At 71.4% G+C, this 21,986-nt stretch carries 23 protein-coding genes and 1 pseudogene; 13 read left to right on the forward strand and 11 right to left on the reverse strand.

Going from position 1 to position 21,986, the window contains the following annotated elements; all coding sequences use genetic code 11:
• Positions 1-26: 26 nt before the first annotated feature.
• Positions 27-1,262 (reverse strand): inorganic phosphate transporter, encoded by a 1,236-nt coding sequence (locus tag ADL12_RS34470; protein ID WP_062709625.1) that lies wholly within the window; start codon positions 1,260-1,262, stop codon positions 27-29.
• 176 nt (positions 1,263-1,438) lie between these two features.
• A complete protein-coding gene (locus ADL12_RS34475; protein WP_062709629.1) occupies positions 1,439-2,188 on the reverse strand; it encodes a lysozyme in 750 nt (249 codons plus the stop codon).
• Positions 2,189-2,395: 207 nt separating this feature from the next.
• Here ADL12_RS34475 and ADL12_RS34480 point away from each other — a divergent pair, with 207 nt between their 5' ends.
• From ADL12_RS34480 to ADL12_RS34490, 3 genes are all read left to right on the forward strand, one after another.
• Positions 2,396-3,136, forward strand: coding sequence for a class II aldolase/adducin family protein (locus ADL12_RS34480; RefSeq protein ID WP_062709631.1), 741 nt, complete (start codon positions 2,396-2,398; stop codon positions 3,134-3,136).
• Between the two features lie 171 nt (positions 3,137-3,307).
• Positions 3,308-4,435 (forward strand): alpha/beta hydrolase, encoded by a 1,128-nt coding sequence (locus tag ADL12_RS34485; protein ID WP_062709634.1) that lies wholly within the window; start codon positions 3,308-3,310, stop codon positions 4,433-4,435.
• Positions 4,436-4,837: 402 nt separating this feature from the next.
• Positions 4,838-6,247: a hypothetical protein gene (locus ADL12_RS34490; protein WP_079052435.1), complete on the forward strand. Its 1,410-nt coding sequence runs from the start codon at positions 4,838-4,840 to the stop codon at positions 6,245-6,247.
• A gap of 13 nt (positions 6,248-6,260) precedes the next feature.
• Here ADL12_RS34490 and ADL12_RS34495 read toward each other — a convergent pair whose 3' ends face one another.
• Positions 6,261-6,674 carry a VOC family protein gene (locus tag ADL12_RS34495; RefSeq protein WP_062709695.1) on the reverse strand — a complete coding sequence of 138 codons (414 nt, stop codon included), beginning with the start codon at positions 6,672-6,674 and terminating at the stop codon, positions 6,261-6,263.
• A gap of 316 nt (positions 6,675-6,990) precedes the next feature.
• Here ADL12_RS34495 and ADL12_RS34500 point away from each other — a divergent pair, with 316 nt between their 5' ends.
• The 4 genes from ADL12_RS34500 to ADL12_RS34515 all read left to right on the forward strand — a co-directional run bounded on the left by ADL12_RS34500 (position 6,991) and on the right by ADL12_RS34515 (position 11,023).
• Complete coding sequence (locus tag ADL12_RS34500; protein ID WP_208614675.1) at positions 6,991-7,842, forward strand: hypothetical protein; 852 nt, start codon at positions 6,991-6,993, stop codon at positions 7,840-7,842.
• 93 nt (positions 7,843-7,935) lie between these two features.
• Complete coding sequence (locus tag ADL12_RS34505; protein ID WP_062709640.1) at positions 7,936-9,534, forward strand: ABC-F family ATP-binding cassette domain-containing protein; 1,599 nt, start codon at positions 7,936-7,938, stop codon at positions 9,532-9,534.
• A gap of 335 nt (positions 9,535-9,869) precedes the next feature.
• Entirely contained in the window at positions 9,870-10,088 is a 219-nt protein-coding gene (locus ADL12_RS34510; RefSeq protein ID WP_019758351.1) for a helix-turn-helix domain-containing protein, read from the forward strand.
• 131 nt (positions 10,089-10,219) lie between these two features.
• Positions 10,220-11,023 (forward strand): enoyl-CoA hydratase/isomerase family protein, encoded by an 804-nt coding sequence (locus ADL12_RS34515; protein WP_062709644.1) that lies wholly within the window; start codon positions 10,220-10,222, stop codon positions 11,021-11,023.
• A gap of 12 nt (positions 11,024-11,035) precedes the next feature.
• On the opposite strand, the gene ADL12_RS34520 is transcribed toward ADL12_RS34515, so the two are convergent.
• Positions 11,036-11,755, reverse strand: a complete 720-nt coding sequence (locus tag ADL12_RS34520) for a hypothetical protein (RefSeq protein WP_062709647.1) — start codon at positions 11,753-11,755, stop codon at positions 11,036-11,038.
• Between the two features lie 87 nt (positions 11,756-11,842).
• Here ADL12_RS34520 and ADL12_RS34525 point away from each other — a divergent pair, with 87 nt between their 5' ends.
• From ADL12_RS34525 to amaP, 5 genes are read left to right on the forward strand one after another with little or no spacing between them, the layout of a single operon-like run.
• Positions 11,843-12,319, forward strand: coding sequence for an Asp23/Gls24 family envelope stress response protein (locus tag ADL12_RS34525; protein ID WP_062709650.1), 477 nt, complete (start codon positions 11,843-11,845; stop codon positions 12,317-12,319).
• 58 nt (positions 12,320-12,377) lie between these two features.
• The gene (locus ADL12_RS34530) at positions 12,378-12,563 is read left to right on the forward strand and encodes a hypothetical protein (RefSeq protein ID WP_062709653.1); all 186 of its coding nucleotides are present in this window, start codon (positions 12,378-12,380) and stop codon (positions 12,561-12,563) included.
• A complete protein-coding gene (locus ADL12_RS34535; RefSeq protein ID WP_425265176.1) occupies positions 12,560-12,952 on the forward strand; it encodes an Asp23/Gls24 family envelope stress response protein in 393 nt (130 codons plus the stop codon). Before ADL12_RS34530 ends, ADL12_RS34535 begins: the two co-directional genes overlap by 4 nt.
• Positions 12,949-13,629 carry a DUF6286 domain-containing protein gene (locus ADL12_RS34540; RefSeq protein ID WP_062709657.1) on the forward strand — a complete coding sequence of 227 codons (681 nt, stop codon included), beginning with the start codon at positions 12,949-12,951 and terminating at the stop codon, positions 13,627-13,629. The genes ADL12_RS34535 and ADL12_RS34540 overlap by 4 nt, the downstream gene beginning before the upstream one ends.
• The gene (amaP, locus tag ADL12_RS34545; RefSeq protein WP_208614676.1) at positions 13,626-14,213 is read left to right on the forward strand and encodes an alkaline shock response membrane anchor protein AmaP; all 588 of its coding nucleotides are present in this window, start codon (positions 13,626-13,628) and stop codon (positions 14,211-14,213) included. Before ADL12_RS34540 ends, amaP begins: the two co-directional genes overlap by 4 nt.
• A gap of 92 nt (positions 14,214-14,305) precedes the next feature.
• On the opposite strand, the gene ADL12_RS34550 is transcribed toward amaP, so the two are convergent.
• The 5 genes from ADL12_RS34550 to ADL12_RS34570 form a co-directional block, all read right to left on the reverse strand.
• On the reverse strand, positions 14,306-15,061 hold the full coding sequence (locus ADL12_RS34550; protein ID WP_062709663.1) for an SDR family oxidoreductase: 756 nt from the start codon (positions 15,059-15,061) through the stop codon (positions 14,306-14,308).
• Between the two features lie 5 nt (positions 15,062-15,066).
• Positions 15,067-16,854 (reverse strand): glycoside hydrolase family 15 protein, encoded by a 1,788-nt coding sequence (locus ADL12_RS34555; RefSeq protein WP_062709666.1) that lies wholly within the window; start codon positions 16,852-16,854, stop codon positions 15,067-15,069.
• A gap of 293 nt (positions 16,855-17,147) precedes the next feature.
• Entirely contained in the window at positions 17,148-17,936 is a 789-nt protein-coding gene (locus ADL12_RS34560) for an SURF1 family cytochrome oxidase biogenesis protein (RefSeq protein WP_062709669.1), read from the reverse strand.
• 71 nt (positions 17,937-18,007) lie between these two features.
• Positions 18,008-18,241, reverse strand: a complete 234-nt coding sequence (locus ADL12_RS34565) for a hypothetical protein (protein ID WP_079052436.1) — start codon at positions 18,239-18,241, stop codon at positions 18,008-18,010.
• A gap of 79 nt (positions 18,242-18,320) precedes the next feature.
• On the reverse strand, positions 18,321-19,331 hold the full coding sequence (locus ADL12_RS34570; protein WP_062709700.1) for a DEDDh family exonuclease: 1,011 nt from the start codon (positions 19,329-19,331) through the stop codon (positions 18,321-18,323).
• Between the two features lie 218 nt (positions 19,332-19,549).
• Here ADL12_RS34570 and ADL12_RS34575 point away from each other — a divergent pair, with 218 nt between their 5' ends.
• Positions 19,550-20,260 (forward strand): VIT1/CCC1 transporter family protein, encoded by a 711-nt coding sequence (locus ADL12_RS34575; RefSeq protein ID WP_062709674.1) that lies wholly within the window; start codon positions 19,550-19,552, stop codon positions 20,258-20,260.
• A 179-nt stretch (positions 20,261-20,439) separates the two neighbouring features.
• Here the strand turns inward: ADL12_RS34575 and ADL12_RS34580 are convergent, their stop codons facing one another.
• Together ADL12_RS34580 and ADL12_RS34585 are read right to left on the reverse strand one after the other, a co-directional pair.
• The gene (locus tag ADL12_RS34580; protein ID WP_107120097.1) at positions 20,440-21,420 is read right to left on the reverse strand and encodes a CopD family protein; all 981 of its coding nucleotides are present in this window, start codon (positions 21,418-21,420) and stop codon (positions 20,440-20,442) included.
• A gap of 162 nt (positions 21,421-21,582) precedes the next feature.
• Positions 21,583-21,891, reverse strand: a pseudogene (locus ADL12_RS34585) (CoA transferase); the annotation flags it as partial.
• Positions 21,892-21,986 lie beyond the last annotated feature (95 nt).

Here is a 21,986-nt window from a genome sequence, read left to right on the forward strand (position 1 = left end):
AACTGGGGTGAGTAACCGGGTGGGGGTCAGACGGTGGCCTGCGAAGGCGCCGGTTCGGAGGACGGGGCCGGGATCGTGGCCGCCAGGTCCTCGGTCGCCGTGCTGCCCGCGGGCGGCACGGTCACGGCGGCCATCGCCGTGGTGACGACGCCGGCCGGCTCGTCGCTCTCGTTGACGTTCGTGTGGTCGACGACTTCGCGGCGGGAGATCTTCCAGATGGCGACGCTGGAGGCGACCAGGAAGATCGCGACGAGGGTCGTGCCCCAGGCGCCGAAGCCCGTGACGTACTCCGCGAGCGCGCCGACCAGGGCGGCGGCCGGAAGCGTGAGGCCCCAGGCGACGAACATCCGGGTGGCCGTCGACCAGCGGACCACGCCGCCCTTGCGGCCGAGGCCCGCGCCCATCACCGCGCCGGAGACGGAGTGCGTGGTGGAGAGGGAGAAGCCGAGGTGGGAAGAGGCCAGGATGACCGTCGCGGCGCTCGTCTGGGCGGCGAAGCCCTGCTGCGGCTGGAGGTCGGTCAGGCCCTTGCCCATGGTGCGGATGATGCGCCAGCCGCCGAGGTAGGTGCCGAGCGCGATGGCCAGGCCGGCGGAGAGGATGACCCACATGGGCGGGTCGGAGTCGGGGGCGAGGGTGCCGCCGGCGACCAGGGCGAGGGTGATGATGCCCATCGTCTTCTGCGCGTCGTTCGTGCCGTGGGCCAGCGAGACCAGGCCGGCGGAGGCGATCTGGCCGGCGCGGTAGCCCTTCTTGGCGGCGTTGCCGTCGGCCTTCTTGCCGAGGGTGTAGGTCAGGCGCGTGGCCAGCAGCGCGGCGATGCCCGCGACCAGCGGGGCGGCGATCGCCGGGATCAGCACCTTGGTGACGAGCGCGTCGCCGTGGACCGCGCCGAAGCCGGCCGAGGCGATGGTGGCGCCGATCAGACCGCCCATGAGGGCGTGCGAGGAGCTGGAGGGCAGACCGACCAGCCAGGTCAGCAGGTTCCAGAGGATCGCGCCGACCAACGCGGCGAATATGACCTCGGGACGGATGCCGGTCTCGTCGACGAGACCTTTGGAGATCGTGTTGGCGACCTCCACGGAGAGGAAGGCGCCGACAAGGTTCAGCGCGGCGGACATGGCCACCGCGACCTTGGGCTTGAGCGCACCGGTCGAGATGGTCGTGGCCATCGCGTTGGCGGTGTCGTGGAAACCGTTCGTGAAATCGAACGCGAGTGCGGTTACCACCACAATCGCGAGGATCAGCGAGAAGTTTTCCATTTACCCAGGCAATCGTTCGAGGTCATTGGCTGGACGAACGTAGGTAACCTGGGTGAACGGAAGATGAACTGAGGCAGGCCGCACGGTGTCCGCCGGGGAGTGTTGTTCTGCCGGAAGCGGAGGATCCCGCTCCGCTGACCCCGTTGGTCCCACGCGCGGCCCAGGCGCCCCAAGGGTTAGTAGCCTCGGGCGAACTTCCTCAGCTGGGTCATGGACCCGTTGAAGAGATTCTGGTCACCCGGCAGGCTGCCGCTGGCGTTGTCGTACTGCCAGATGGTCCAGAACTGCCATCCGGCCGGCAGCGCCCCCGCGGTCGCGGAGTCGTAGCGGGCTATCCACAGCGCGTGATTCGAGGCGAAGGCGCGGCTGGCGCCGGTGCAGGTGTTCCACCAGTGCGTCGTGGTGTAGATCACCGGACGGCGGCCGGTCAGCCGCTTCACCTCATTGCTGAAGGACTGGATCCAGGTGACCATCTTCGCGTTGCTCAGCCCGTAGCACTTGTGCTTGCTGTACGGGTTGTACTCGATGTCGAGCGCGGGCGGCAGAGTCCAGCCGTCCGACTTCCAGCCGCCGCCGTTGCGCACGAAGTGCGCCGCCTGCGCCTGGCCCGACGACTTGTTCGGCAGCGCGAAGTGGTATGCGCCGCGTATCAGGCCCGCGTTGCGGGAGCCGTTGTACTGCTGGTTGAAGTACGGGTTGCGGTAGGTGTGGGACTCGGTCGCCTTGACGTAGACGAACTTGGCGCCCTTCGCCTTCGAGCTCTGCCAGTTGACGTTCTTCTGGTGGGACGAGACGTCATGTCCCTTGGGCTTGCCGGCCGCCGCGGCCGGAATCTCGGCGAGTGCGGTCCCCCCGAGGGCGAGCGCGGCCACGGATACCGCTATGAGGCGGGAGCGGTGACGGGACGGTTTGCGATCACGAGCCATATTTCCCCCCGGAATGGCGACGTGCACGACAAATCACCCAGAGATTACTGGGAGGTCATTGAATGCCGATCGATCTCCGGCCAAGCATGAGAAGAGAGTGATGTATCCGTATATGCACTCTTCCGGACGTCGGTCTTCCGCCCTAAAGTGCCCCGGCTCGGCTGCGACTTGAGGGCGCGTCGCGGTCACGGCTGGCAGGATCGCCGTATGGCTGAGGAGCAGCGGGATCAGGGGGACCGGCGGGGCGTGCGGGATGCGCGGGAGGGCGCACAGGAAGTGGGGGAGTCATGGGGCAGGCGTGTGCGCCCCGAGGAGGCGGACGCCTGGGAGGCCCTCGTGGCGACGGCCCGCCGGACCGTGTCCGACGGGCTGGTCGTCGGCACCTCCGGCAACGTCTCGGTGCGCGTCGGTGACACGGTGCTGGTCACGCCGTCGGGAGTGCCGTACGACCGCCTGACGTCCGAGGACGTGACAGGGGTCGACCTGGACGGCAGGCAGGTGCTGGGCGCGCTGGTGCCGACGAGCGAGCTGCCCATGCACCTCGCCGTGTACCGCGCCACGGACGCCGGTGCGGTCGTCCACACCCACGCGGTCCACGCGACGGCCGTCTCGACCCTGGTGCCGGAGCTCCCGCTGATCCACTACATGGCGGGCGCCCTCGGCGGCCCCGTCCGGATTGCCCCGTATGCGACGTACGGCACCCAGGAGTTGGCCGAGAACATGCTCCGTGCCCTCACCGACCGCACCGCCTGCCTCCTGCAGAACCACGGCACGATCACCTACGGCACGACCCTGGACCAGGCCTACGACCGCACGGCCCAACTCGAGTGGATGTCCCGCCTGTGGCTCACGGCGTCCTCGGTACCGGGGCTGGCGCCGACGCTGCTGTCGAAGGGGCAGGTGGCGGAGGCGGCGGAGCGGCTGCGGGGGTATGGGCAGCGGGGATGACGGTTTCCTCGATGCCGGTCAGGGCCGAAGCGGGGGTCTGGGGGCGGCAGCCGCCAGCAGGGGCCCGCAGCGACGCCGGATCCCTTGCAAGCTGCGGCGCCCCGTGACTCGGTTCAGCCGACGGAGTCCCTCCCACTGGCCGGTCCTCGGGTCCACCCGGACACTGGACCCGTGCGCACTGTCAAAACGACGGCCGCTGCCGTCACCGTGGCTCTCGCCGCCGGCGCCGTGAGCGTCGCCGCCGGGCGGTTCGCCAGCGGCGCCGCGCTGAAGGCGCCCCCTGGCAGGCCCCTGCCCACCGAACCCAGGCTCACCGTGCACGCCACGGCCGCCGGCCAGATCGCGCTCACCCGCGACCTGGCCTCCCTGCGCCCCGGCACCTACGGCCTCTCCGGCGACGGCTCGCACGCCGTCGTCGGCCCCGTCCTCGCCGCGGCGAACCACTCCGCCGACACCGTCGTACGCCGCCTGGAACGCGTCACGCACGGCACCCTCCGCCCCGGCGACAGCGTCTGGCTCACCCCGAACGTCCACGTCGGCAACCCGAGCGCCGCCCTCGGCCTCGACCACGCCGACGTCGACATCCCCGGCGAACTCGGCGCCCTGCCCGCATGGTTCGTCCCCGGCGCCCGCGACACCTGGGTCATCGCGGTGCACGGCCTCGGCACCACCCGCGAACACGCCATGAACGTCATGAAGTTCCTCAACGGCCGCCACTTCCCGGTCCTCGCCCTCGCCTACCGCGGAGACATCGGCGCACCCCGCCCACCGGACGGCCTGAACCACCTCGGCGAGACCGAGTGGCGCGACCTGGACGCGGCCATGCGCTACGCCGTGCGGTACGGCGCCAAGCAACTCGTCCTGCTCGGCTGGTCCACCGGCGCGACGATGGCGCTGCGCGCCGCCGCGCACTCGGGGCTGCGTGACCATGTCTCGGGCCTCGTCCTGGACTCCCCGGTGCTCAGCTGGGAAGCCACACTGCGTGCCCTCGCCACGGCCCGCCACACGCCGAGCGCATTGCTGCCGCTCGCGGTCCGCGCGGCACAGGGCCGCGCCGGCCTCAACACCGACCGCGGCACCGAGACCGGCGCTCCCGACCGCCTCACGGTGCCGACTCTGATCTTCCACGGCCCCGGCGACAGGGTCGCCCCCTGGACCCTCTCCCGCCGCCTGGCCGACGCCCACCCCAACCTGGTGGCCCTCAACACCGTCAAGCACGCTCCCCACGCCGCCATGTGGAACGCCGACCCCGAGTCCTACGAGGAGTCCCTGCGCCGCTTCATCACACCGCTCATGTGACACTCATGGGCCCGCCGGCATGCGGCCCGCCCAGACCACTCCACCGCGGCCGCTTGCTCAGACGGCCCTCCCCCCCCTTTTCCCCCGCCCCCTCCCCCCACGCCGCGACGGCGCTCAACCCGACAGGCGCGCTCGGCGGTGCCACACCCGTCCGCACCCGCCGCCCCCTCCGCCTCGCGCCGCCGCCCCCTCCTACCACCGCTCCCAGCCTCGTTCCCCCTGCGCCGCTGCTCCCCTTCGCCTCCCTCCTCCCGCACCGGTCGCACAGATTCCGTTTAACGCCGTACCACTGGCCTGTTATCGGTCCCTCGCCGCCCGCAGGGCCCCGTGCGTTGGCCATCCCCGTCGCCCCTCGTGACATTCCGTTTGGGTTTTCGGACCGTCAACCGGAAGACTGCACCCGTGACGTCCCGTATCCCGCGCGACTCCAGGCTTCGACTCGTCCGCCCGCGACCCCTGGCCGCCGCCCCCAGAGCTGTGAACCAGCGGCGCCCACGCCGCCCCGCACCCCGCCCACCGGAGGGCACGCCGGCCCGGGCCGAGCTGGCGAGAATGGCTCGCTCCGGTCTGGCCACCGCGGCCCGCGTCGCCCACTGGGCCGACGTCGCGCTGCGCCCCGGCCGTGACGGTGCGAGCCCCGACGGCAAGGGCACTCTCTCCGACGCGACCGCCGAACGCGCGGCCCAGGACCTCGGCCTGACCGTCGCTCAGGTCCGCGCGGACTGGGACACCGCCCGCCTCGCGGGCCTCATCGAGGTGCATGGCGACAGCGCCCGCTCCGGCTGGCGGCTGCGCGCCTGGGACCGTGACGACAGCGCCGTACTGCGCGGCTGGGTCGCCCTCTTCGACGCCTGGTCGCTCGCGCACCCGGAACCCGAGCAGCATGCGCACGGCTCCGCCGTGGCCGACGTCGTCTCTGCCATGCCCCAGGTTCTCTCCTTCCTGCAGCTGTCCGCCGGGCCGGTCCCGGTGGAGCAACTCCTGGACCTGCTGGAACAGCGGGTCACCGAACTGCGCACCGAGCGCTGCGAGATTCCTTACGGCCCTCAGCCCGAGCCGGTCGCCGACACCGCAGCGTCCGCCGACGACACGCCTCTCGCCGCCCTCCTCGACTGGGCCCTGCACGCCCTCGCCTCCGTCGGCGCCCTCACCTACGGCGACGGCCAGGCCACCCTCACCCCCCTCGGCAACTGGGCGGTCTGGGTCAAGCTGGAGCAGATCTGCGTCGCCGCCCAGAGCCCCGCCGGGAACATCGAGCAGTCCGCCGAGGACATGCTCCGCGGCTGCGCACAGCTCCGCCCGAACGCCGCCCGCGACGAATACCGCGCCTGGCTCGCCGCCCGCCCCGTGGGCAGCGCCGTCACCGAACTCCTCGACGCCGCCCGAGGCGAGGACGCCCTGCTGCGCGGCCTCGCCTTCGAGGCCCTGCGCGTCGTCGGCGCCCCCGCCGAGCCCGATGTACGCGCCGTCCACGACGCGCCGACCCTGCGGCCGTACGCCCTGCTCTGGCTCGCCGAGCACGACGGCATCGACCCCGAGGACGCCCACGAGGTGCTCACCCGGGAAGAGGCCACCTGGCTGTGGGTCGACACCGCCGCCGCCGTCGCCGACCACGGCGAGGCCCCGATGCTCGTACGGCACCTGGAGTCCGCGGTGCAGCCGACGGTGCCGATGCTCCTGGACGAGGTGCGTGCCGTCGGTCACCCGCGCACCGTGCAGGTCCTGGTCGCGCTCGCCGCCGCGCACCCCGATCCCGCGCTCGCGAAGGCCGTACGTCGCGCCGCCTTCCAGGTGCACACCGGGGGCAGCTGAGCCGGACCGGCGCTCAGCCCGCTATCTCAGGGGCGTAGGTGCCGAAGCTCCACACATTGCCCTCAACGTCCCGGGCCATGTAGTCACGCGAGCCGTAGTCCTGGTCCGTCGGGGGCATCAGGATCTCCGCGCCGTGCTCCACGGCCCGGCGGTGGTGTGCGTCGACGTCGTCCACGACGACGTACACCCCGGTGGTGCCCGCGTCCTTCATCGCCTTGTCGAAGGCGCTGCCGGTGCCCTTCGAGCCGAGCATCACCGCGCCGTTGCCCTGCACCAGCTCGGCGTGTGCCACCGAGCCGTCCTCGTCCTCGTACACCGCAAGCTCTGTGAACCCGAAGGCCTCCGTGAGCTGCTTGAGCGCCGCTTTCGCGTCCGCGTACAGCAGCGTCGGGTAGATGCTCGGACGCCCTCCGCTCGTGCCTGCCATGCCGATCACCCCTTCGTGATCAATCGCAGTGATCCTTGCCGTCGACTGCCGGAATTCCGACCCACAGCCAAGTCTTGCAGCGACCACTGACAACGGCCCGCGCACCGAAGGCGCATGCCCGCTGCCGGGTTGGGGCGGGCGCCCGGGCGCGGGGCCGGACGGGGGACAGGCCTGCGTCCGCTCGCCGTGTCCCGTCGGCAAGTCCCCGCCACCCGCCACAGCCATGGCTACGCTCTGCGCCGGATCCGCGGAAGCGGGTCCGAAACGGGCCGAGAAGGCTCCGAGAAGGCTCCGAGACGGGTTCCAAGGGGGCGTGGTGGCCGCTCTGCCGGTCCAGGAGACCGAAGCGACCGCGGCGGCGCTCGGCGCGGCCCCCGAGCGCTCCGCGTCCCCCCGCTCCCGGCTGCTGCTGCCGACGGCTCTCGCTCTTCTCCTCCTCCTTCTTCTCCTCGCTGTCCCGCTCCTGGCGTTCGCCCACCACGCACGCCCCGTCCCCTACGGCGACCACCTCACGGTCCACGCCGTCCATGCCGTCCACGCGCGCGTGCGCCACGTCACCGCACCGCTTGGGAACCCACCGCCCCCGACGGAACTGCGCCCACGCGCCACGACCGTCGAGGCCTACGCCCCCCGCACCGGCGACACCCTCTGGCGCTACACCCGCAAAGACCGGCGCCCGCTCATGTCACTCCGCACGCGCATGTCGCTCCACGCGCGCATGGAGGCCATCACGCTCTGGGACGACGGCATGGTCACCGACACCGACGGCCGTTCCGTGCGCTGGCACCGCGCCCTGCCCGCGGCCGGCGAGTGGCTCCCGGCCCAGGGCGGCACCGGCGTCCTGCGCCCCCTGGGACGCGGCATCCTCGCCGTCGTGACGCCGCGCCGCGTCTCCGCGTACCGCATCGCCGACGGCGATCTGCGCTGGGTGCTGCCCGCCCGTGAGGGCTGTGCGTTCGAGCCCGCACGTGCCGTACATCACGCCGGGACACTTCTCATCGCCCAGCCCTGCCCCCACGCGGCCTGGACCGCCCAGCTCATCGCCGTGGACGACCTGGGACGGGTCACCCCGCAGCGCAGACCGCTCGGCAATGAAGTCGTCGGGGAAGGCGGCGGGCCCCGGCCCGAACACCTGAACCCAGAAAAAGTGGTTGCACGGCCCCGTTAGACTGGCTCCCATGGCCATTCTCCTCGCGCATTAGACGGCGGGAACGTCCTCAGCCGCCCATCCCGCCACCTACCCCCGCCCTGGAGTCTGTCCGTGATCTCCGCCTCCGGTATCGAGCTGCGCGCCGGTGCGCGCGTCCTCATCGAGTCCGCGACCTTCCGCGTCGCCAAGGGTGACCGCATCGGCCTCGTCGGCCGCAACGGCGCCGGCAAGACCACCCTCACCAAGTGCCTCGCCGGCGAGGGCATCCCCGCCGGCGGCACCATCAGCCGCTCCGGCGAGGTCGGCTATCTCCCGCAGGACCCCCGCACCGGCGACCTCGACGTCCTCGCCCGCGACCGCGTTCTGTCCGCGCGCGGCCTGGACGTACTGATCCGCAAGATGCGCGAGAACGAACAGCGCATCGCCAACGGCCAGGGCGCGACCCGTGAGAAGGCCCTGAGGCAGTACGAGCGCCAGGAGACGGAGTTCCTCACCAAGGGCGGGTACGCCGCCGAGGCCGAGGCCGCCACCATCGCCGCCGCGCTCAACCTGCCCGACCGGGTGCTCGGCCAGCCCCTGCACACGCTCTCCGGTGGTCAGCGCCGCCGTATCGAGCTGGCCCGCATCCTGTTCTCGGACGCCGACACGCTGCTCCTCGACGAGCCGACCAACCACCTCGACGCGGACTCGATCGTCTGGCTGCGCGACTACCTGAAGACCTATCGCGGCGGCTTCATCGTGATCTCCCACGACGTCGACCTGGTCGAGACGGTCGTCAACAAGGTGTTCTACCTGGACGCCAACCGCGCCCAGATCGACGTCTACAACATGGGCTGGAAGCTCTACCAGCAGCAGCGCGAGGCCGACGAGAAGCGCCGCAAGCGCGAGCGGCAGAACGCCGAGAAGAAGGCCGCCGCGCTGCACTCGCAGGCGGACAAGATGCGGGCGAAGGCCACCAAGACCGTCGCCGCGCAGAACATGGCGAAGCGGGCCGACCGGCTGCTCGCCGGCCTCGACGCGGTCCGCGTCTCGGACAAGGTCGCCAAGCTCCGCTTCCCGGAGCCCGCGCCCTGCGGCAAGACCCCGCTGACTGCCGAGGGCCTGTCGAAGTCGTACGGCTCGCTGGAGATCTTCACCGACGTCGACCTGGCCATCGACAAGGGCTCCAGGGTCGTCATCCTCGGCCTCAACGGTGCCGGCAAGACCACCCTGCTGCGCCTGCTGGCGGGCGCCGAGCAGCCCGACACCGGCGCCGTCGTCCCCGGCCACGGGCTCAAGATCGGCTACTACGCCCAGGAGCACGAGACCCTGGACGCCGGCCGCACGGTCCTGGAGAACATGCGCTCCGCGGCCCCCGACATGGACCTCGTCGAGGTCCGCAAGGTGCTCGGCTCGTTCCTGTTCTCCGGCGACGACGTCGACAAGCCGGCCGGTGTCCTCTCCGGCGGCGAGAAGACCCGCCTCGCCCTCGCGACCCTCGTCGTCTCCTCGGCGAACGTCCTGCTCCTCGACGAGCCCACCAACAACCTCGACCCGGCCAGCCGCGAGGAGATCCTCGGCGCGCTGCGCACCTACAAGGGCGCGGTCGTGCTCGTCACCCACGACGAGGGCGCCGTGGAGGCGCTCCAGCCGGAGCGGATCATTCTGCTGCCGGACGGCGTCGAGGACCTGTGGGGCGCCGACTACGCGGATCTCGTCGCCCTGGCTTGATCGAATGCGTGATCAACAGCGTATGGATCATTCGGCCTATCGGTGATCCATCATCTGTGTGAGATCTCCTCGTACCGAGGTGTGTACTACATCGATTTCACGGCCGAGTCCTTTATCGACAAGGGCTCGGCCGTCGCGCGTCCCTGACCTGGTACTTCGCGAAAGAACCCGTTCGGCCGTACGGACAACTCGCTGCGGAATTTCAGATTCCGCATGTGGGGATGTGCTCCTGTCGTCAAAACCATGTCTCACGGACCTTGCCGAATGGGTGGCCATGAAGGCCCGGAGGGGTGATCATGAGGGGACCAGAGCGCACTTCCCATGAGGAGGCACGGGTGGCCGAGACTCTGAAGAAGGGCAGCCGGGTAACCGGCGCCGCGCGCGACAAGCTCGCGGCAGACCTGAAGAAGAAGTACGACTCCGGTGCGAGCATTCGGGCACTGGCCGAGGAAACCGGCCGCTCGTATGGCTTCGTGCACCGGATGCTCAGCGAGTCGGGCGTCACGCTTCGTGGGCGTGGCGGTGCGACACGAGGCAAGAAGGCCGCCGGCTGAGACCGGGCGGCCCATCGGCTTCGATGGTGGCCACCCGGTCGGTCAACTGATCGGCCGGGTGGTTACTGTGCAGTCACTTAGGGGGTGCCCTCCGGGCATCCCGTGATGACCGCACTCATCGGAGGCACCCCATGGCTTCGTCCGACCAGGAACTCGCTCCCCTGCTCGACAAGAACGGCGTACAGCTCACCGTCGACGGCGCGATCGCCACGGTGACGCTGAACAACCCGGCCAAGCGCAACGCACAGAGCCCCGCCATGTGGCGGACGCTCGCCGAGGCCGGGCAGTTGCTGCCGGGCAGCGTGCGTGTGGTCGTGCTGCGTGGTGAGGGCAAGTCCTTCTCCGCGGGGCTCGACCGGCAGATGTTCACGCCCGAGGGGATCGAGGGCGAACGCTCCTTCATCGATCTCGCGCGCAGCAGCGATGCCGAACTGGACGCTGCCATCGCCGAGTTCCAGGAGGGCTTCACCTGGTGGCGGCGCAACGACATCGTGTCCATCGCCGCCGTACAGGGCCATGCCATCGGGGCGGGCTTCCAGCTCGCACTCGCCTGTGACGTGCGCGTCGTCGCCGACGACGTGCAGTTCGCCATGCGCGAGACCAGCCTCGGGCTGGTGCCGGACCTGACGGGCACCCATCCGCTGGTCGGCCTTGTCGGATACGGCCGTGCGCTGGAGATCTGTGTCACCGGCCGCTTCGTGCTGGCCGAGGAGGCCGTGAGCAGCGGGCTGGCCAACCTCGCGGTGCCCGCCGAGCAGCTCGACGACGCCGTACGGGATCTGGCGGGGGCGGTCGTGGCCGCGCCGCGGGATGCCGTGATCGAGACCAAGGCGCTGCTTCGTGGTGCCGTGGATCGTGTGTACGACGAGCAGCGCGGCGCCGAGCGTGCCGCACAGGCGCGGCGGCTGCGGGACCTGGCCGGCCTCGGCGAATGAGCCATGTGCCGATCAGCCGACGGCGGTGATCAGCACCGCCACCGTCGGGTGATCCGGCAGCGCGTTTCCCGCTCTCTTGCGGACCTCCCGGGCCACTTCCACGGCCCGGTGGTCCGCGCTCACCGCGATCTCCACGCGCGCGTGCAGGCGCGGCAGGGCGGTCTCGTCCTGCCGCTCCTCGATGTGCACCGCACGGCCCAATCCGCCCAGGGCGCCCGTCAGTCGGGTCACGCCCGGTACCGCCAGGGCCGCGGCGGCGATGCGCTCCTCGTCGGGGTTCTGGGGCTCGGCGGCCTGCGCCGGCTCAGGCTGCCGTACGGGCGCGGGTTCCGCGTCCTCGTCGAGCAGGGCCGTCACTCGTAGGTCCACCTCGGTCACCGTCAGACCGAGGCGTTCCGTCGCCGCTGCGGTCAGCAGTTCGCGCAGCCGTTCCGCCGTCGTCGGCAGCGGGTCGGTCGCCGTCGCCGCGAAATCCGCCGTCACCAGGAGCCGACCGGGCGGCAGGGCGCTGGGCGGCGGCGGTACGGCCGCCTCGTCGGCGCCGTCCGGGTCGATGAGCGCGATCCGGAGCGCGTCCAGCCGTACCCCGCGCATGTCCTCGGTCGCGCGCCGCAGCACTGCCTCGGCCGCCGCCTCGGCGATCCACGCGCCGTCGTGCGGGCTGCCCAGGGGCAGGAGTCTGCCCAGGCCGAGCTGCCGTTTCACTGCCTGCGTCCATCGGTCCGCCGTCATTCCTCCAGCCTGCCGCATCCCTGGCGCGCGATCGCGTAACCGTGATTAACGTGGTCGATGGACGGCAACCGAAAGGGACGTACGGCCATGACTGAGACGACGGAGCAGAGCCGAGGAACGGAGGGCGAGGCCCTCAGCACACGGAAGACCCAGGCGGTCAGGCGGGGTGGGGGAGACCCCGGCACCCGGGGACGTACGACCATCGCGGACGGCGTCGTCGAGAAGATCGCCGGTATGGCCGCACGCGATGTGGACGGTGTGCACGCCATGGGGAGCGGACTGGCCCGGACCTTCGGGGCCGTGCGCGACCGGGTGCCGGGCGGGGCGAAGTCGGTGACGCGCGGGGTGAAGGCCGAGGTGGGCGAGGTGCAGGCCGCGCTCGACCTGGAGATCGTCGTCGAGTACGGCGTGTCGATCGCCGACGTGGCCCGGGACGTGCGCGAGAACGTGATCACCGCCGTCGAGCGGATGACCGGCCTCGAAGTTGTCGAGGTCAACATCGCGGTGAGTGACGTGAAGCTTCCGGAGGAAGAGGAAGAGGAACCGGAGCGCCGGATCCAGTGAGGCGTCGGCGACCGACAACTCGGTGGCCGGGAGCCGCTGAGGAGCTGAGGAGCGCACCATGAGCATGGCCGTGGTCGGCATGATCGCCGGCATGGCACTGGGCTTCGCCGGGTACTTCGGCGGATTCGGCGCCTTCCTGCTGGTGGCGGCCCTGGGCGCCGTCGGTTTCGTCGTCGGGCGGTTCCTGGAGGGGGAGTACGAGCTCGGTGACTTCTTCCGGCGCCGTGACGAACGGCGGCGGTGAGGCCGGTGACCGCGGGGGCCGGTGAGGCCGGTGAGCTCGGCAGAGCTCTTCCTGTCGTCCCGCCGGGCGAACGCGGGGCGACCCGGATCGCGGACCGGGTCGTCGCGAAGATCGCCTCGCAGGCCGCACGGGAGGCGGTGGGGGCGCCGGCCAAGGACGCCGCCCGGCCGTACGCCGATGTCGTCGTCGCCCACGAGACCGCCCGCGTCCGCGTCCACCTCGAACTCGACTACCCCACCGACATCGGTGCCCGGTGCGCGGCCGTGCGTCGGCATGTCGTGGAACGGGTAGGCGCGTTGGTGGGTATGGAGGTGCCGGAGGTCGCCGTGCACGTGGAGCGGCTGCACCCGGCGCCCGGGCAGGGCGCGGCACACGGGAGGACGCGATGAGCGAGTCCCAGGGCTCCGAGGGCACCACACAACGACTGCCGGTCATCGAGAAGGAGACCGGACCCGACCCGCTCGACCAGTCGGCGTCGGCAGCGTCCTACGAGCCGCCGCCCCCGGTCGACGACAAGGGCGGCGGCGAGGGCCGCTTCTGGTCGGCACGCCGGATCCCGGCCGCGATCACAGCGCTCCTGCTCTTCCTGGCCGCCGGCATCTTCCTGTACGACATCGCCGCCGTGCGCGCCGACCGGCCCGCCATGCGAGGGCGCCGGGAACTGGCCCAGCAGCTCGCCGAGCGCCCCCTGGACGACGTCTGGGTGCTGGTCGGCGCGGGCGTCGCCGCGGTCCTCGGCCTGTGGCTGCTGGTCCTGGCCGTCACGCCCGGCCTGCGCTCGGTCCTGCCGATGGGGCGCACCCACGCCGACGTCCGCGCCGGACTCCACCGCGACCTGGCCGCCCTCGTCCTGCGCGACCGGGCCATGGAGGTCTCCGGGGTCCAGTCCGTCCGGGTACGGATGCGCCGGGCCAAGGCCGATGTCCGCGCGGTCTCGCACTTCCGCGAACTGGACGACGTACGCGCCGACCTGGACGCCACGCTCGCCCAAGCGATCAGGGGCCTGGGGCTGGCCCGGCCGCCCTCGCTGTCGGTGCATGTACGGCGGCTCGGACGGAAGGGGTGAGGGCCGTGCTCAGGGTCGTCAACCGGGTGCTGATCGGGATCGTCGGGCTGGTGCTGCTCGTGATCGGCGGCTCTGTCCTGGCCGTGGGACTCGGGCTGGACCCTCCGTCCTGGTGGATCCACGACAGCCGGCACGACGTCCTGCTCAGCGACGCCGAGCGGACGCGCTGGCGGGACGACGGCTGGTGGTGGCCGACCGTGATCGCCGTACTGGCCGTCCTGGTCCTGCTCGCCCTGTGGTGGCTGACCGCGAACCTGCGCCGACGCCGCCTCGCCGAGGTCCTGGTCGACACCGGCGACGGCGAGGGCGCACTGCTGCGGGGCCGGGCGCTGGAGACCGTCCTGGCGAACGAGGCGGCGACCCTGGAGGGCGTCCACCGCGCCCACGTGCACCTGCGGGGCAGGCGCAGCGCCCCCGAGGCCCGGGTACGGCTGCTGCTGGAACCGCATGTGGACCCGGGGACCGCTTTGAACGACCTCACGGCCCAGGCCCTGACCCACGCCCGCAATTCAGCGGGCCTCGCATCATTGCCGACAGAGGTCCGCTTGCGGGGCGTCAAGCACGGTGCTGAAAGGGTCAGTTGAGGCGCCCCGAAAGGGGCGCGGGGCTGTATCGATATGCGGCTCCGCCGCGTGGGCGCGGCCGGCCCCCACGACCCGTCAGACGGCGATGGCGCTCAAAACCCGTGCCGCATCCCGCCATCCACAGGCAACATGATCCCCGTCAGATAAGACGCGGCCGGAGACAACAAAAACGCCGCCGCACGCCCGAACTCCTCCGGCGCCCCATACCGCCGCAACGGAATCCGCGCCTCGTTGGCGGCCCGAGTGGCCTCCGGATCAGCCGACATGCCATCCAGCTCGCGCACGCGATCCGTATCGATCCGAGCCGGCAGCAACCCGACAACCCGAATCCCCCGCGGCCCCAACTCGTCCGCAAGGGACTTGGCGAACCCGGCGAGCCCCGGCCGCAGCCCGTTCGAAATGGTCAGCCCCGGAATCGGCTCATGCACCGACCCCGACAGTACGAACCCGATGACCCCGCCCTCATCGAGCTCCGCCGCTGCCGCCCGGGCAAGCCTCACAGCACCGAGAAACACCGACTCGAACGCGGCCTGCCACTGCTCATCCGTGTTGTCGGCGAGAAAGCCGGCAGGCGGCCCCCCGACACTGATGAAAATGCCGTCGAACCCACCGAAATGCTCACGCGCCGCGGCGATCAGCCGTGCGGCCGCCTCCGGATCGGCGTTGTCGACGGCCACCCCCACGGCATTCGGCCCCAGCTCGGCAGCCGCAGCGACGGTCCGCTCAGCATCCCTCCCGGTCAGAACAACCTTCGCCCCGTCGGCCACCAGCTCACGCGCCGCCGCGTTGCCCAGTCCCCGGGTGGCCCCCGTGACGACGTACACCCGGTCCTTCAGTCCAAGATCCATGGCCCCTATCCTGCCCGGTCCGACCCGAACAGAGCGAGGGCGGTGTGCACCAGGCCGATGTGGCTGAAGGCCTGCGGGAAGTTGCCGAGCTGGCGGCCGGCCACCGGGTCGTACTCCTCGGACAGCAGACCCACGTCGTTGGCGAGCCCCACCAGCCGGTCGAACAGCTCACGTGCCTCCTTCGTACGCCCCGTCATGTGCAGCGCCTCCGCGAGCCAGAACGAGCAGGCCAGGAACGTGCCCTCGCTGCCCGGCAGCCCGTCGACGGTCGTCCCGTCGGTGCTGTAGCGACGCAGGAAGCCCTCATGGCTGAGCTCGGCGCGGATCGCGTCGATGGTGCCGGTGACGCGCGGATCGTCGGGCGGCAGGAAGCCCACCCGAGGGATGAGCAGCAGCGCGGCGTCGAGTTCGCGGGAGCCGTAGGACTGCGTGAAGGTGTTCCGCTCGGCGTCGTAGCCCTTCTCGCACACCTCGCGGTGCACCTCGTCGCGCAACTTCCGCCAGCCGTCGAGGTCGCCCTGCAGCTTCGGGTTCTTCTCCAGGGTGCGCACCGCCCGGTCCGCGGCCACCCACACCATCACCTTCGAGTGCACGAAGTGGCGGCGGCCGCCGCGCACCTCCCACAGCCCCTCGTCCGGCTGCCGCCACTCCGCGTGCAGCCAGTCCATGAGGGAGGACTGGATGGCCCACATGTGCGGCTTGATGGGCAGGCCCGCGTGCCGGGCCAGTGCCAGTGTGTCCATGACCTCGCCGTACACGTCCAACTGCAGCTGTTTCACGGCCTCGTTGCCGATGCGTACGGGCGTGGAGCCGGCAAAGCCGGACAGCCACGGCACCTCGAACTCGGGCAGCCGCCGCTCGCCCGCCAGGCCGTACATGATCTGCAGGTCGGCGGGGTCACCCGCGATCGCGCGCACCAGCCAGTCGCGCCAGGCCTCGGCCTCCTCCCGGTAGCCCGCCGACAGTCCCACGTTCAGCAGGAGGGTGGAGTCGCGCAGCCAGCAGTAGCGGTAGTCCCAGTTGCGGACACCGCCCAGCTCCTCGGGGAGCGAGGTGGTGGGGGCGGCGACGATGCCGCCGGTCGGCCGGTAGGTGAGGGCCTTGAGGGTGATCAGGGAGCGGACGACGGCGTCGCGGTACGGGCCGTCGTAGTGGCAGCGCCCTGCCCACCTACGCCAGTCCCGGACGCTGACGTGCAACGCCTTGTACGGGTCGACAAGCGGCGGGCGCGGCTCGTGCGAGGGGTGCCAGGTGAGGACGAACGCGACCCGCTCGCCCTCCTCGACCGTGAACTCCGAGTGCGTACCGAAGTCCTTGCCCCAGGTGTGCACCTGGGGTTCGCTGCGCAGCCAGACCGAGTCGGGGCCGGCGACGGCCACCCGGTGCCCGTCGGACTTGCGCACCCAGGGGACGATCGAGCCGTAGTCGAAGCGGATCCGCAGGGTGCTGCGCACGGTGACGCGGCCGTCGAGGCCCTCCACGATGCGCACGAGGTCGGGGGCGCGGTCGCGTTGGGGCATCAGGTCGGTGACGCGGATGGCGCCCTCGTCGGTCTCCCACTCGGTGTCGAGGACCAGGGTGTCGCGGCGGTAGGCGCGGCGGGTGCAGGGGCCCTTGGCGTGCTTGGGGGCGATGCGCCAGTGGCCGTTGTCCTTGTCACCGAGGAGCCCCGCGAAGCAGGCGGCCGAGTCGAAGCGGGGCAGACACAGCCAGTCGACGGAGCCGTCCCTGCCGATCAGAGCGGCTGTCTGCTCGTCGCCGATGAGGGCGTAGTCCTCGATGCGCTGGGGCACGCAATCGCGGGTTCCCCAAGGGCCGGTGGGCCAATCAGGGATGAGGCCGGGGGAGTGAGACGCTCGCCGGGGACCCGGTGCCGGAGAAGATCACGCTTGGATCCGCGGGGGCTTGGTTGAGGACCCACAGCCCGATCAGCCATGGGCGCTGCTGCTGAACGCGGGTCGGTGGATGTCCCTCAAGGGGCGCGGAGCTGTGTCCCATATGCGGCTCTGCCGCGGGGGCGCGACCAGCCCCCCAGAACCCGCAGCCGCCGGACGACGCACCAGCCACCCATGGCGAGTAGGCGGACCTACACTCCCACCGGCTCCGCCTCCACCGCCTTCTCCTGGTTCGCCGCCCGGTCACGAGCCTCCCGGCGGGCCAGGATCACCCAGCCGATGGGAACCCCGGCCGCGAACAGCCACCACTGAAGGGCGTACGCATAGTTCAGCGGGGCGTTCTCCTCGCCGGGCTTGCCGATCAGCTCCGGCGTATCGCCCTTCGGCTCCGGCGTCGTCAGAACGACGTACCCGGCCAGGACCTGCGCATCGAGGCGGGACGCCTCCCGCTCGCTGCTGATCAGCATGACCTGCCGGTCGGGCAGCCCCTTGAGGTCCTTGATACCGCTCGCCTCGGTCGTCTCGTCGGGCATCAGCCGCCCGGTGACGGTGACACGCCCGCTCGGCGGCGCCGGGATCTTGGGGAAGGCCGTCTGACTGGGCCCGTTCGCGGGGATCCAGCCACGGTTGACCAGCACCACCTTGCCGTCCGTGAGGACGAGGGGGGTGAGCACATGGAAGCCGACCTCTTCGTCAGCGTTGACGCGCCGCCTGACGACGACTTCCCGGTCGGTGTCGAAGTGGCCCACGGCGGTCACGGAGCGGTACCGCTCCTTGGTGGTGACCGTGTGCCCCGGTGAGGTCAGCTTCTCCACGGGCACCGGCTTCGCGCCCAGCGCGTCGGCGACCAGCTGGTTCCGGGCGGAGCGCTCCTCGTAACGGTGCATCTGCCAGAAGCCCAGCCTGATCATCGTGGGGATGAGGAGGAGGGCGACCAGCGTGAGGATCACCCACTGCCGGGACAACAGGAAGCGGTACACCCCACGACCGTACAACTCGGTCGTGGGGTGCTTTCAGGGGGGTACGGGTCGGGGCCGGTGTCGGGGCCGGCTCACACTTTGTCGATGATCCCCACCTTCCCCTCTTCGCGGGCGCAGTGGGCACCGCAGTACCAGTGGCCCTCGACCTCGACGCCCTGCCCGATGATCTGGACGCGGCAGTGCTCGCAGACCGGTGCCATGCGGTGGATCGCACAGGAGAAGCAGTCGAAGACGTGCACCGCGCCCTGCGCGTGCACCTCGAAGGTCATGCCGTAGTCGTTTCCGCATACTTCACATGTCGCCATGCGCCACAGGGTGAGCCGTCACCGCGGCCCGGGCGAGACGGCTCCGGGCGAGTCGCGCGGCAATCACCCGTCCGTACGGTCACTGCTCCGACGCGGGTTCCACGTCCCTCAGGAGTTGCCCGAACGCCGCCTCGTCGATCACCGGCGTCCCGTACTGGCGGGCCTTGACCACCTTGGACGTGCCCGCGTCCGGGTCGTTGGTGACGAGCAGGCTGGTCAGCCGGGACAGGCTCGTCGACACATGCAGCCCGGCCTCGATCGCGCGGTCCTCCAGCAGGTCGCGCTCGATCGACGTGTCGCCGGAGAAGGCGACCCGCATGCCCTGTTTGAGCCGTTTGCCCTCTTCGTAGCGCCCCGGGTTGGGGTAGGGGCAAGCGGGCCTCTTGCGGGACGGACGCCAACTGGTCGGCTGATAGCTGCTGGAGCTGCCGTAGCCGCTGTAGCCGCCCGCCTGCTGTCCGATCCGGGGTGTGGCGGTGTCCCGCCACTCGGTCAGCGGCCGGCACTCCTGCAGCGGCAGCCGCACGCTGCCCGCCGCCGCGGCCCGCAGGCTCGGCCGGAACGCCTCCGCCAGCACGCGCGCGTCGTCCAGCGCGTGGTGCGCGCGCTGCTGTACGACGCCGAAGTGCGCGGCGAGCGACTCCAGCTTGTGGTTGGGCAGCGGCAGGCCCAGCTCCTTGGACAGCGCGATGGTGCACAGCCGCTGCCGTACCGGGGCCTGGCGCTCCGCGCGCGCGTACTCCCGGGCGATCATCTGCCAGTCGAAGACGGCGTTGTGCGCGACGAGCACCCGGCCGTCGAGCCGGGTCGAGAACTCCTCGGCGATGTCCTGGAAAAGGGGCGCCGCTTCGAGCACGTCGCTCGTCAGGCCGTGGATCCAGACCGGGCCCGGGTCCCGCTCGGGATTCACCAGCGTGTACCAGTGGTCCTCGACCTCGCCGCGCGCGTCCAGACGGTAGACGGCCGCGGAGATTATCCGGTCGTCCCGGGCCAGGCCCGTGGTCTCCACGTCAACGACCGCGTACCCCTGGGGATACGCGGCCGGCCACGCTGTGGGGAAGGACGCCGCGGTCGTGAGGTCTTCGAGCATGGTCACTGAGGATACGGGCCGGGACTGACAGCCCTGGCCGTCAGGTGCCTTGCTCCGCCCGGCTGTTCGAGCCTCGCGAACGTCAGCACGTCAACTGGTCAGTCCGTACACGGTGTTGCCGTACCCCCCCGGAGGGCCCGATATCTGACCGTGAGTCCGATACCTGACCGAGAGCGTCGGTACGTCCCTGATGACCGCTGTGGTGCAATCCTCCGCATGTGACCGAACCAACGCATGACGAGGCTCACGGTGGCGCGCTGGGGGAGCGGCTGAACTGGCTGCGGGCGGCCGTTCTCGGGGCGAACGACGGCATCGTGTCGATCGCGGGACTCGTCGTCGGCGTGGCCGGCGCGACGGACGACCGCTCCGCCCTGCTCACGGCCGGGCTGGCCGGACTGCTCGCCGGGTCGATGTCGATGGCGGCGGGGGAGTACGTCTCGGTGTCGACCCAGCGCGACTCGGAGAAGGCCGCGTTGGCCCTGGAGAAGCGGGAGTTGCGGGAGCGGCCGGAGGCGGAGCTGGAGGAGTTGGCGGAGCTGCTCGAGCGACGGGGGTTGTCCCGGGACGTGGCCATGGAGGCGGCCGTCCAGCTGACGGAACGGGACGCACTGAAGGCGCACGCGCGCGTGGAGCTCGGTATCGACCCGGACGAGCTGACCAACCCGTGGCACGCGGCGTGGGCGAGCTTCCTCGCGTTCACGGCCGGGGCGCTGCTGCCGCTGCTGGCGATGGTGCTGCCGCCGGCGGACCGGCGCCTGGCGGTCACGGTCGCCTCGGTCCTGGCCGCCCTCGCCCTGACCGGCTGGAGCAGCGCCCGCCTGGGCGCCGCCGCCCCGCCCCGCGCGGTACTGCGCAATGCGGCGGGCGGTGCGCTGGCCATGGGGGTCACCTACGCGGCCGGGACGCTGCTGGGGGCTTCGGGGGTGTAGGCGCAGGTGCAGGCGGGGTGTAGCGCCCACCGCTCCGTGACGGCGGGCACCAGGTTGCCGTGCGGTTTGCGCTACCCGTCGCCCGGCTTCGACCTGACGTTCGGGCTGGAGGGCGTCCCCTGCCGGCTACGAAGCGATGGGCGGGCGCACAGCGCTCAAGGTCATGGCCACCGACTGAGTCACCAGCGGATCGGCACCGGCAGCGCCGTCAGCAGCCCCGACAGCGCCACCACCACGCCCAGGGCGACGACCTCCGCCCGCGCGGGAGAGCAGGCTGTCAGCGGGTCGGCCGCCCGGCGCAGCCTGATCCGTGCCCACAGGGCGAGCGCGGCCACGGCCGCCACCAGGATCACCTTGGCCAGCAGGGCACGCCCGTACGCCGTCTCGGTCAGCTGCTCCAGGATCGTGTCCGACGGCATCCGGCGCAGCGAGCTCCACACCCCCGTCGCCGTGATGGCGGCGAGCAGTACGGCCGCCACGCGCGCGTAGAGCCCCAGCAGGGCCGCGCCCGCCTCCGCGTCGCCCCGTCCGCGCAGGGTCCGCAGCGCGTGCAGCAGCCCGCCGGCCCAGAGCGACGCGCAGGCCAGGTGCACCAGCGTCAGCCCGGAGCCGAGCAGCGGGCTGTGCTCGGTCGTGGGGTGCGCACGCAGCGCCTCGGCGACCACGACCGCGGTCAACGGCCAGAGCTGGGTGGCGGGTCGGCGTGAGAGGGCGCACAGCCCGGCCACGGCGAAGGCGTTGACCTCCAGCAGTGCGAGCTTGCCGTCGCGTGACGCGTAGAGGCCGCCGACGTCGAGGTCGGAAGGGCTGTGCGGCACGAGGTTGCCCGTGGACACCACCGAGGCCAGGCCCAGGGCGGCGACGAAACCGGCGCCGGCCGCGTACGGCGCCCAACTGCGGGGCGTGTGCGGGGGAGCGCCGGGTACGTGACGGGCCAGCTGGTTCACGAGCTGCTCGCCCACCGGGACGCACAGCGCCGCGAACAGCACCGCACGCAGCAGCGCGATCCCGCCGACGCCGGGCGCGGCGGCCTCCCCGGTACCGTGCAGCGCGGCCGACGGCCCGAGCAGCGGGATCAACGCCGCCAGCGCCACCAGGACGAGAACGGCGACGGCTCGGCCCACGCCGGGGCGCGGTCCGGGCGCGCTCCCGTCGGACATGCCAAGGGAAGGTCTCGTCAACGTCACCTCAAGATCTTCACAAACCATCACAGAGCCGGGCAAGGACCGGAAAACAAGTGGTGGTCCGTCATTCCGCCCCTGGATACGTCTCGGGCAACCCCGGCGCTCAGGCCCGCCACGCGGAATCCGGCTCCCTGCCCCTCAGACCCACCCCGCCGGATCCGCGCCCCGAACCCCCGGCGGCCGCGCCCAGTCGACCGGACCGCCCGCGAACGACACCGGCGACAGGGCGTACCGCAGCCGACCGAGCGCGCTGTCCCTCTCGGCGAGCCACGCATCGGGCCCGTCGTACGCCACGTCTCCCTCCGGGCCCGGCTGGATCCGGTTCGTCAGCCATGCCGCCGTGCGCGCCAGTGACAGCCGTACGCACCGGCCGTCCCCCTGCTCCGCCTGCTCGGTCAACGCCCGCAGCACGGCCGCCGCCAGCAGATATCCCGTCCCGTGGTCTAGGTGTACTCGGCCGGGAGGTTGGTGACACGCCTGCTACCGGTTGTTGATCGTGAATGGACCTCCGGGCGTAGTGGAGATTGCCGTCTTCACTCACC

It is taken from the genome of Streptomyces regalis (genome assembly GCF_001509475.1).
Taxonomy (GTDB): domain Bacteria; phylum Actinomycetota; class Actinomycetes; order Streptomycetales; family Streptomycetaceae; genus Streptomyces; species Streptomyces regalis.

Coding starts and splice junctions, on each gene's coding strand:
- ADL12_RS34470 (WP_062709625.1), bottom strand. CDS start 1,262: ATGGAAAACTTCTCGCTGATCCTCGCGATTGTGGTGGTAACCGCACTC.
- ADL12_RS34565 (WP_079052436.1), bottom strand. CDS start 18,241: ATGGCGACATGTGAAGTATGCGGAAACGACTACGGCATGACCTTCGAG.
- ADL12_RS34550 (WP_062709663.1), bottom strand. CDS start 15,061: ATGGATCTTGGACTGAAGGACCGGGTGTACGTCGTCACGGGGGCCACC.
- ADL12_RS34525 (WP_062709650.1), top strand. CDS start 11,843: ATGACTGAGACGACGGAGCAGAGCCGAGGAACGGAGGGCGAGGCCCTC.
- ADL12_RS34570 (WP_062709700.1), bottom strand. CDS start 19,331: ATGCTCGAAGACCTCACGACCGCGGCGTCCTTCCCCACAGCGTGGCCG.
- ADL12_RS34540 (WP_062709657.1), top strand. CDS start 12,949: ATGAGCGAGTCCCAGGGCTCCGAGGGCACCACACAACGACTGCCGGTC.
- ADL12_RS34495 (WP_062709695.1), bottom strand. CDS start 6,674: ATGGCAGGCACGAGCGGAGGGCGTCCGAGCATCTACCCGACGCTGCTG.
- ADL12_RS34520 (WP_062709647.1), bottom strand. CDS start 11,755: ATGACGGCGGACCGATGGACGCAGGCAGTGAAACGGCAGCTCGGCCTG.
- ADL12_RS34475 (WP_062709629.1), bottom strand. CDS start 2,188: ATGGCTCGTGATCGCAAACCGTCCCGTCACCGCTCCCGCCTCATAGCG.
- ADL12_RS34530 (WP_062709653.1), top strand. CDS start 12,378: ATGAGCATGGCCGTGGTCGGCATGATCGCCGGCATGGCACTGGGCTTC.
- ADL12_RS34580 (WP_107120097.1), bottom strand. CDS start 21,420: ATGTCCGACGGGAGCGCGCCCGGACCGCGCCCCGGCGTGGGCCGAGCC.
- ADL12_RS34515 (WP_062709644.1), top strand. CDS start 10,220: ATGGCTTCGTCCGACCAGGAACTCGCTCCCCTGCTCGACAAGAACGGC.
- ADL12_RS34480 (WP_062709631.1), top strand. CDS start 2,396: ATGGCTGAGGAGCAGCGGGATCAGGGGGACCGGCGGGGCGTGCGGGAT.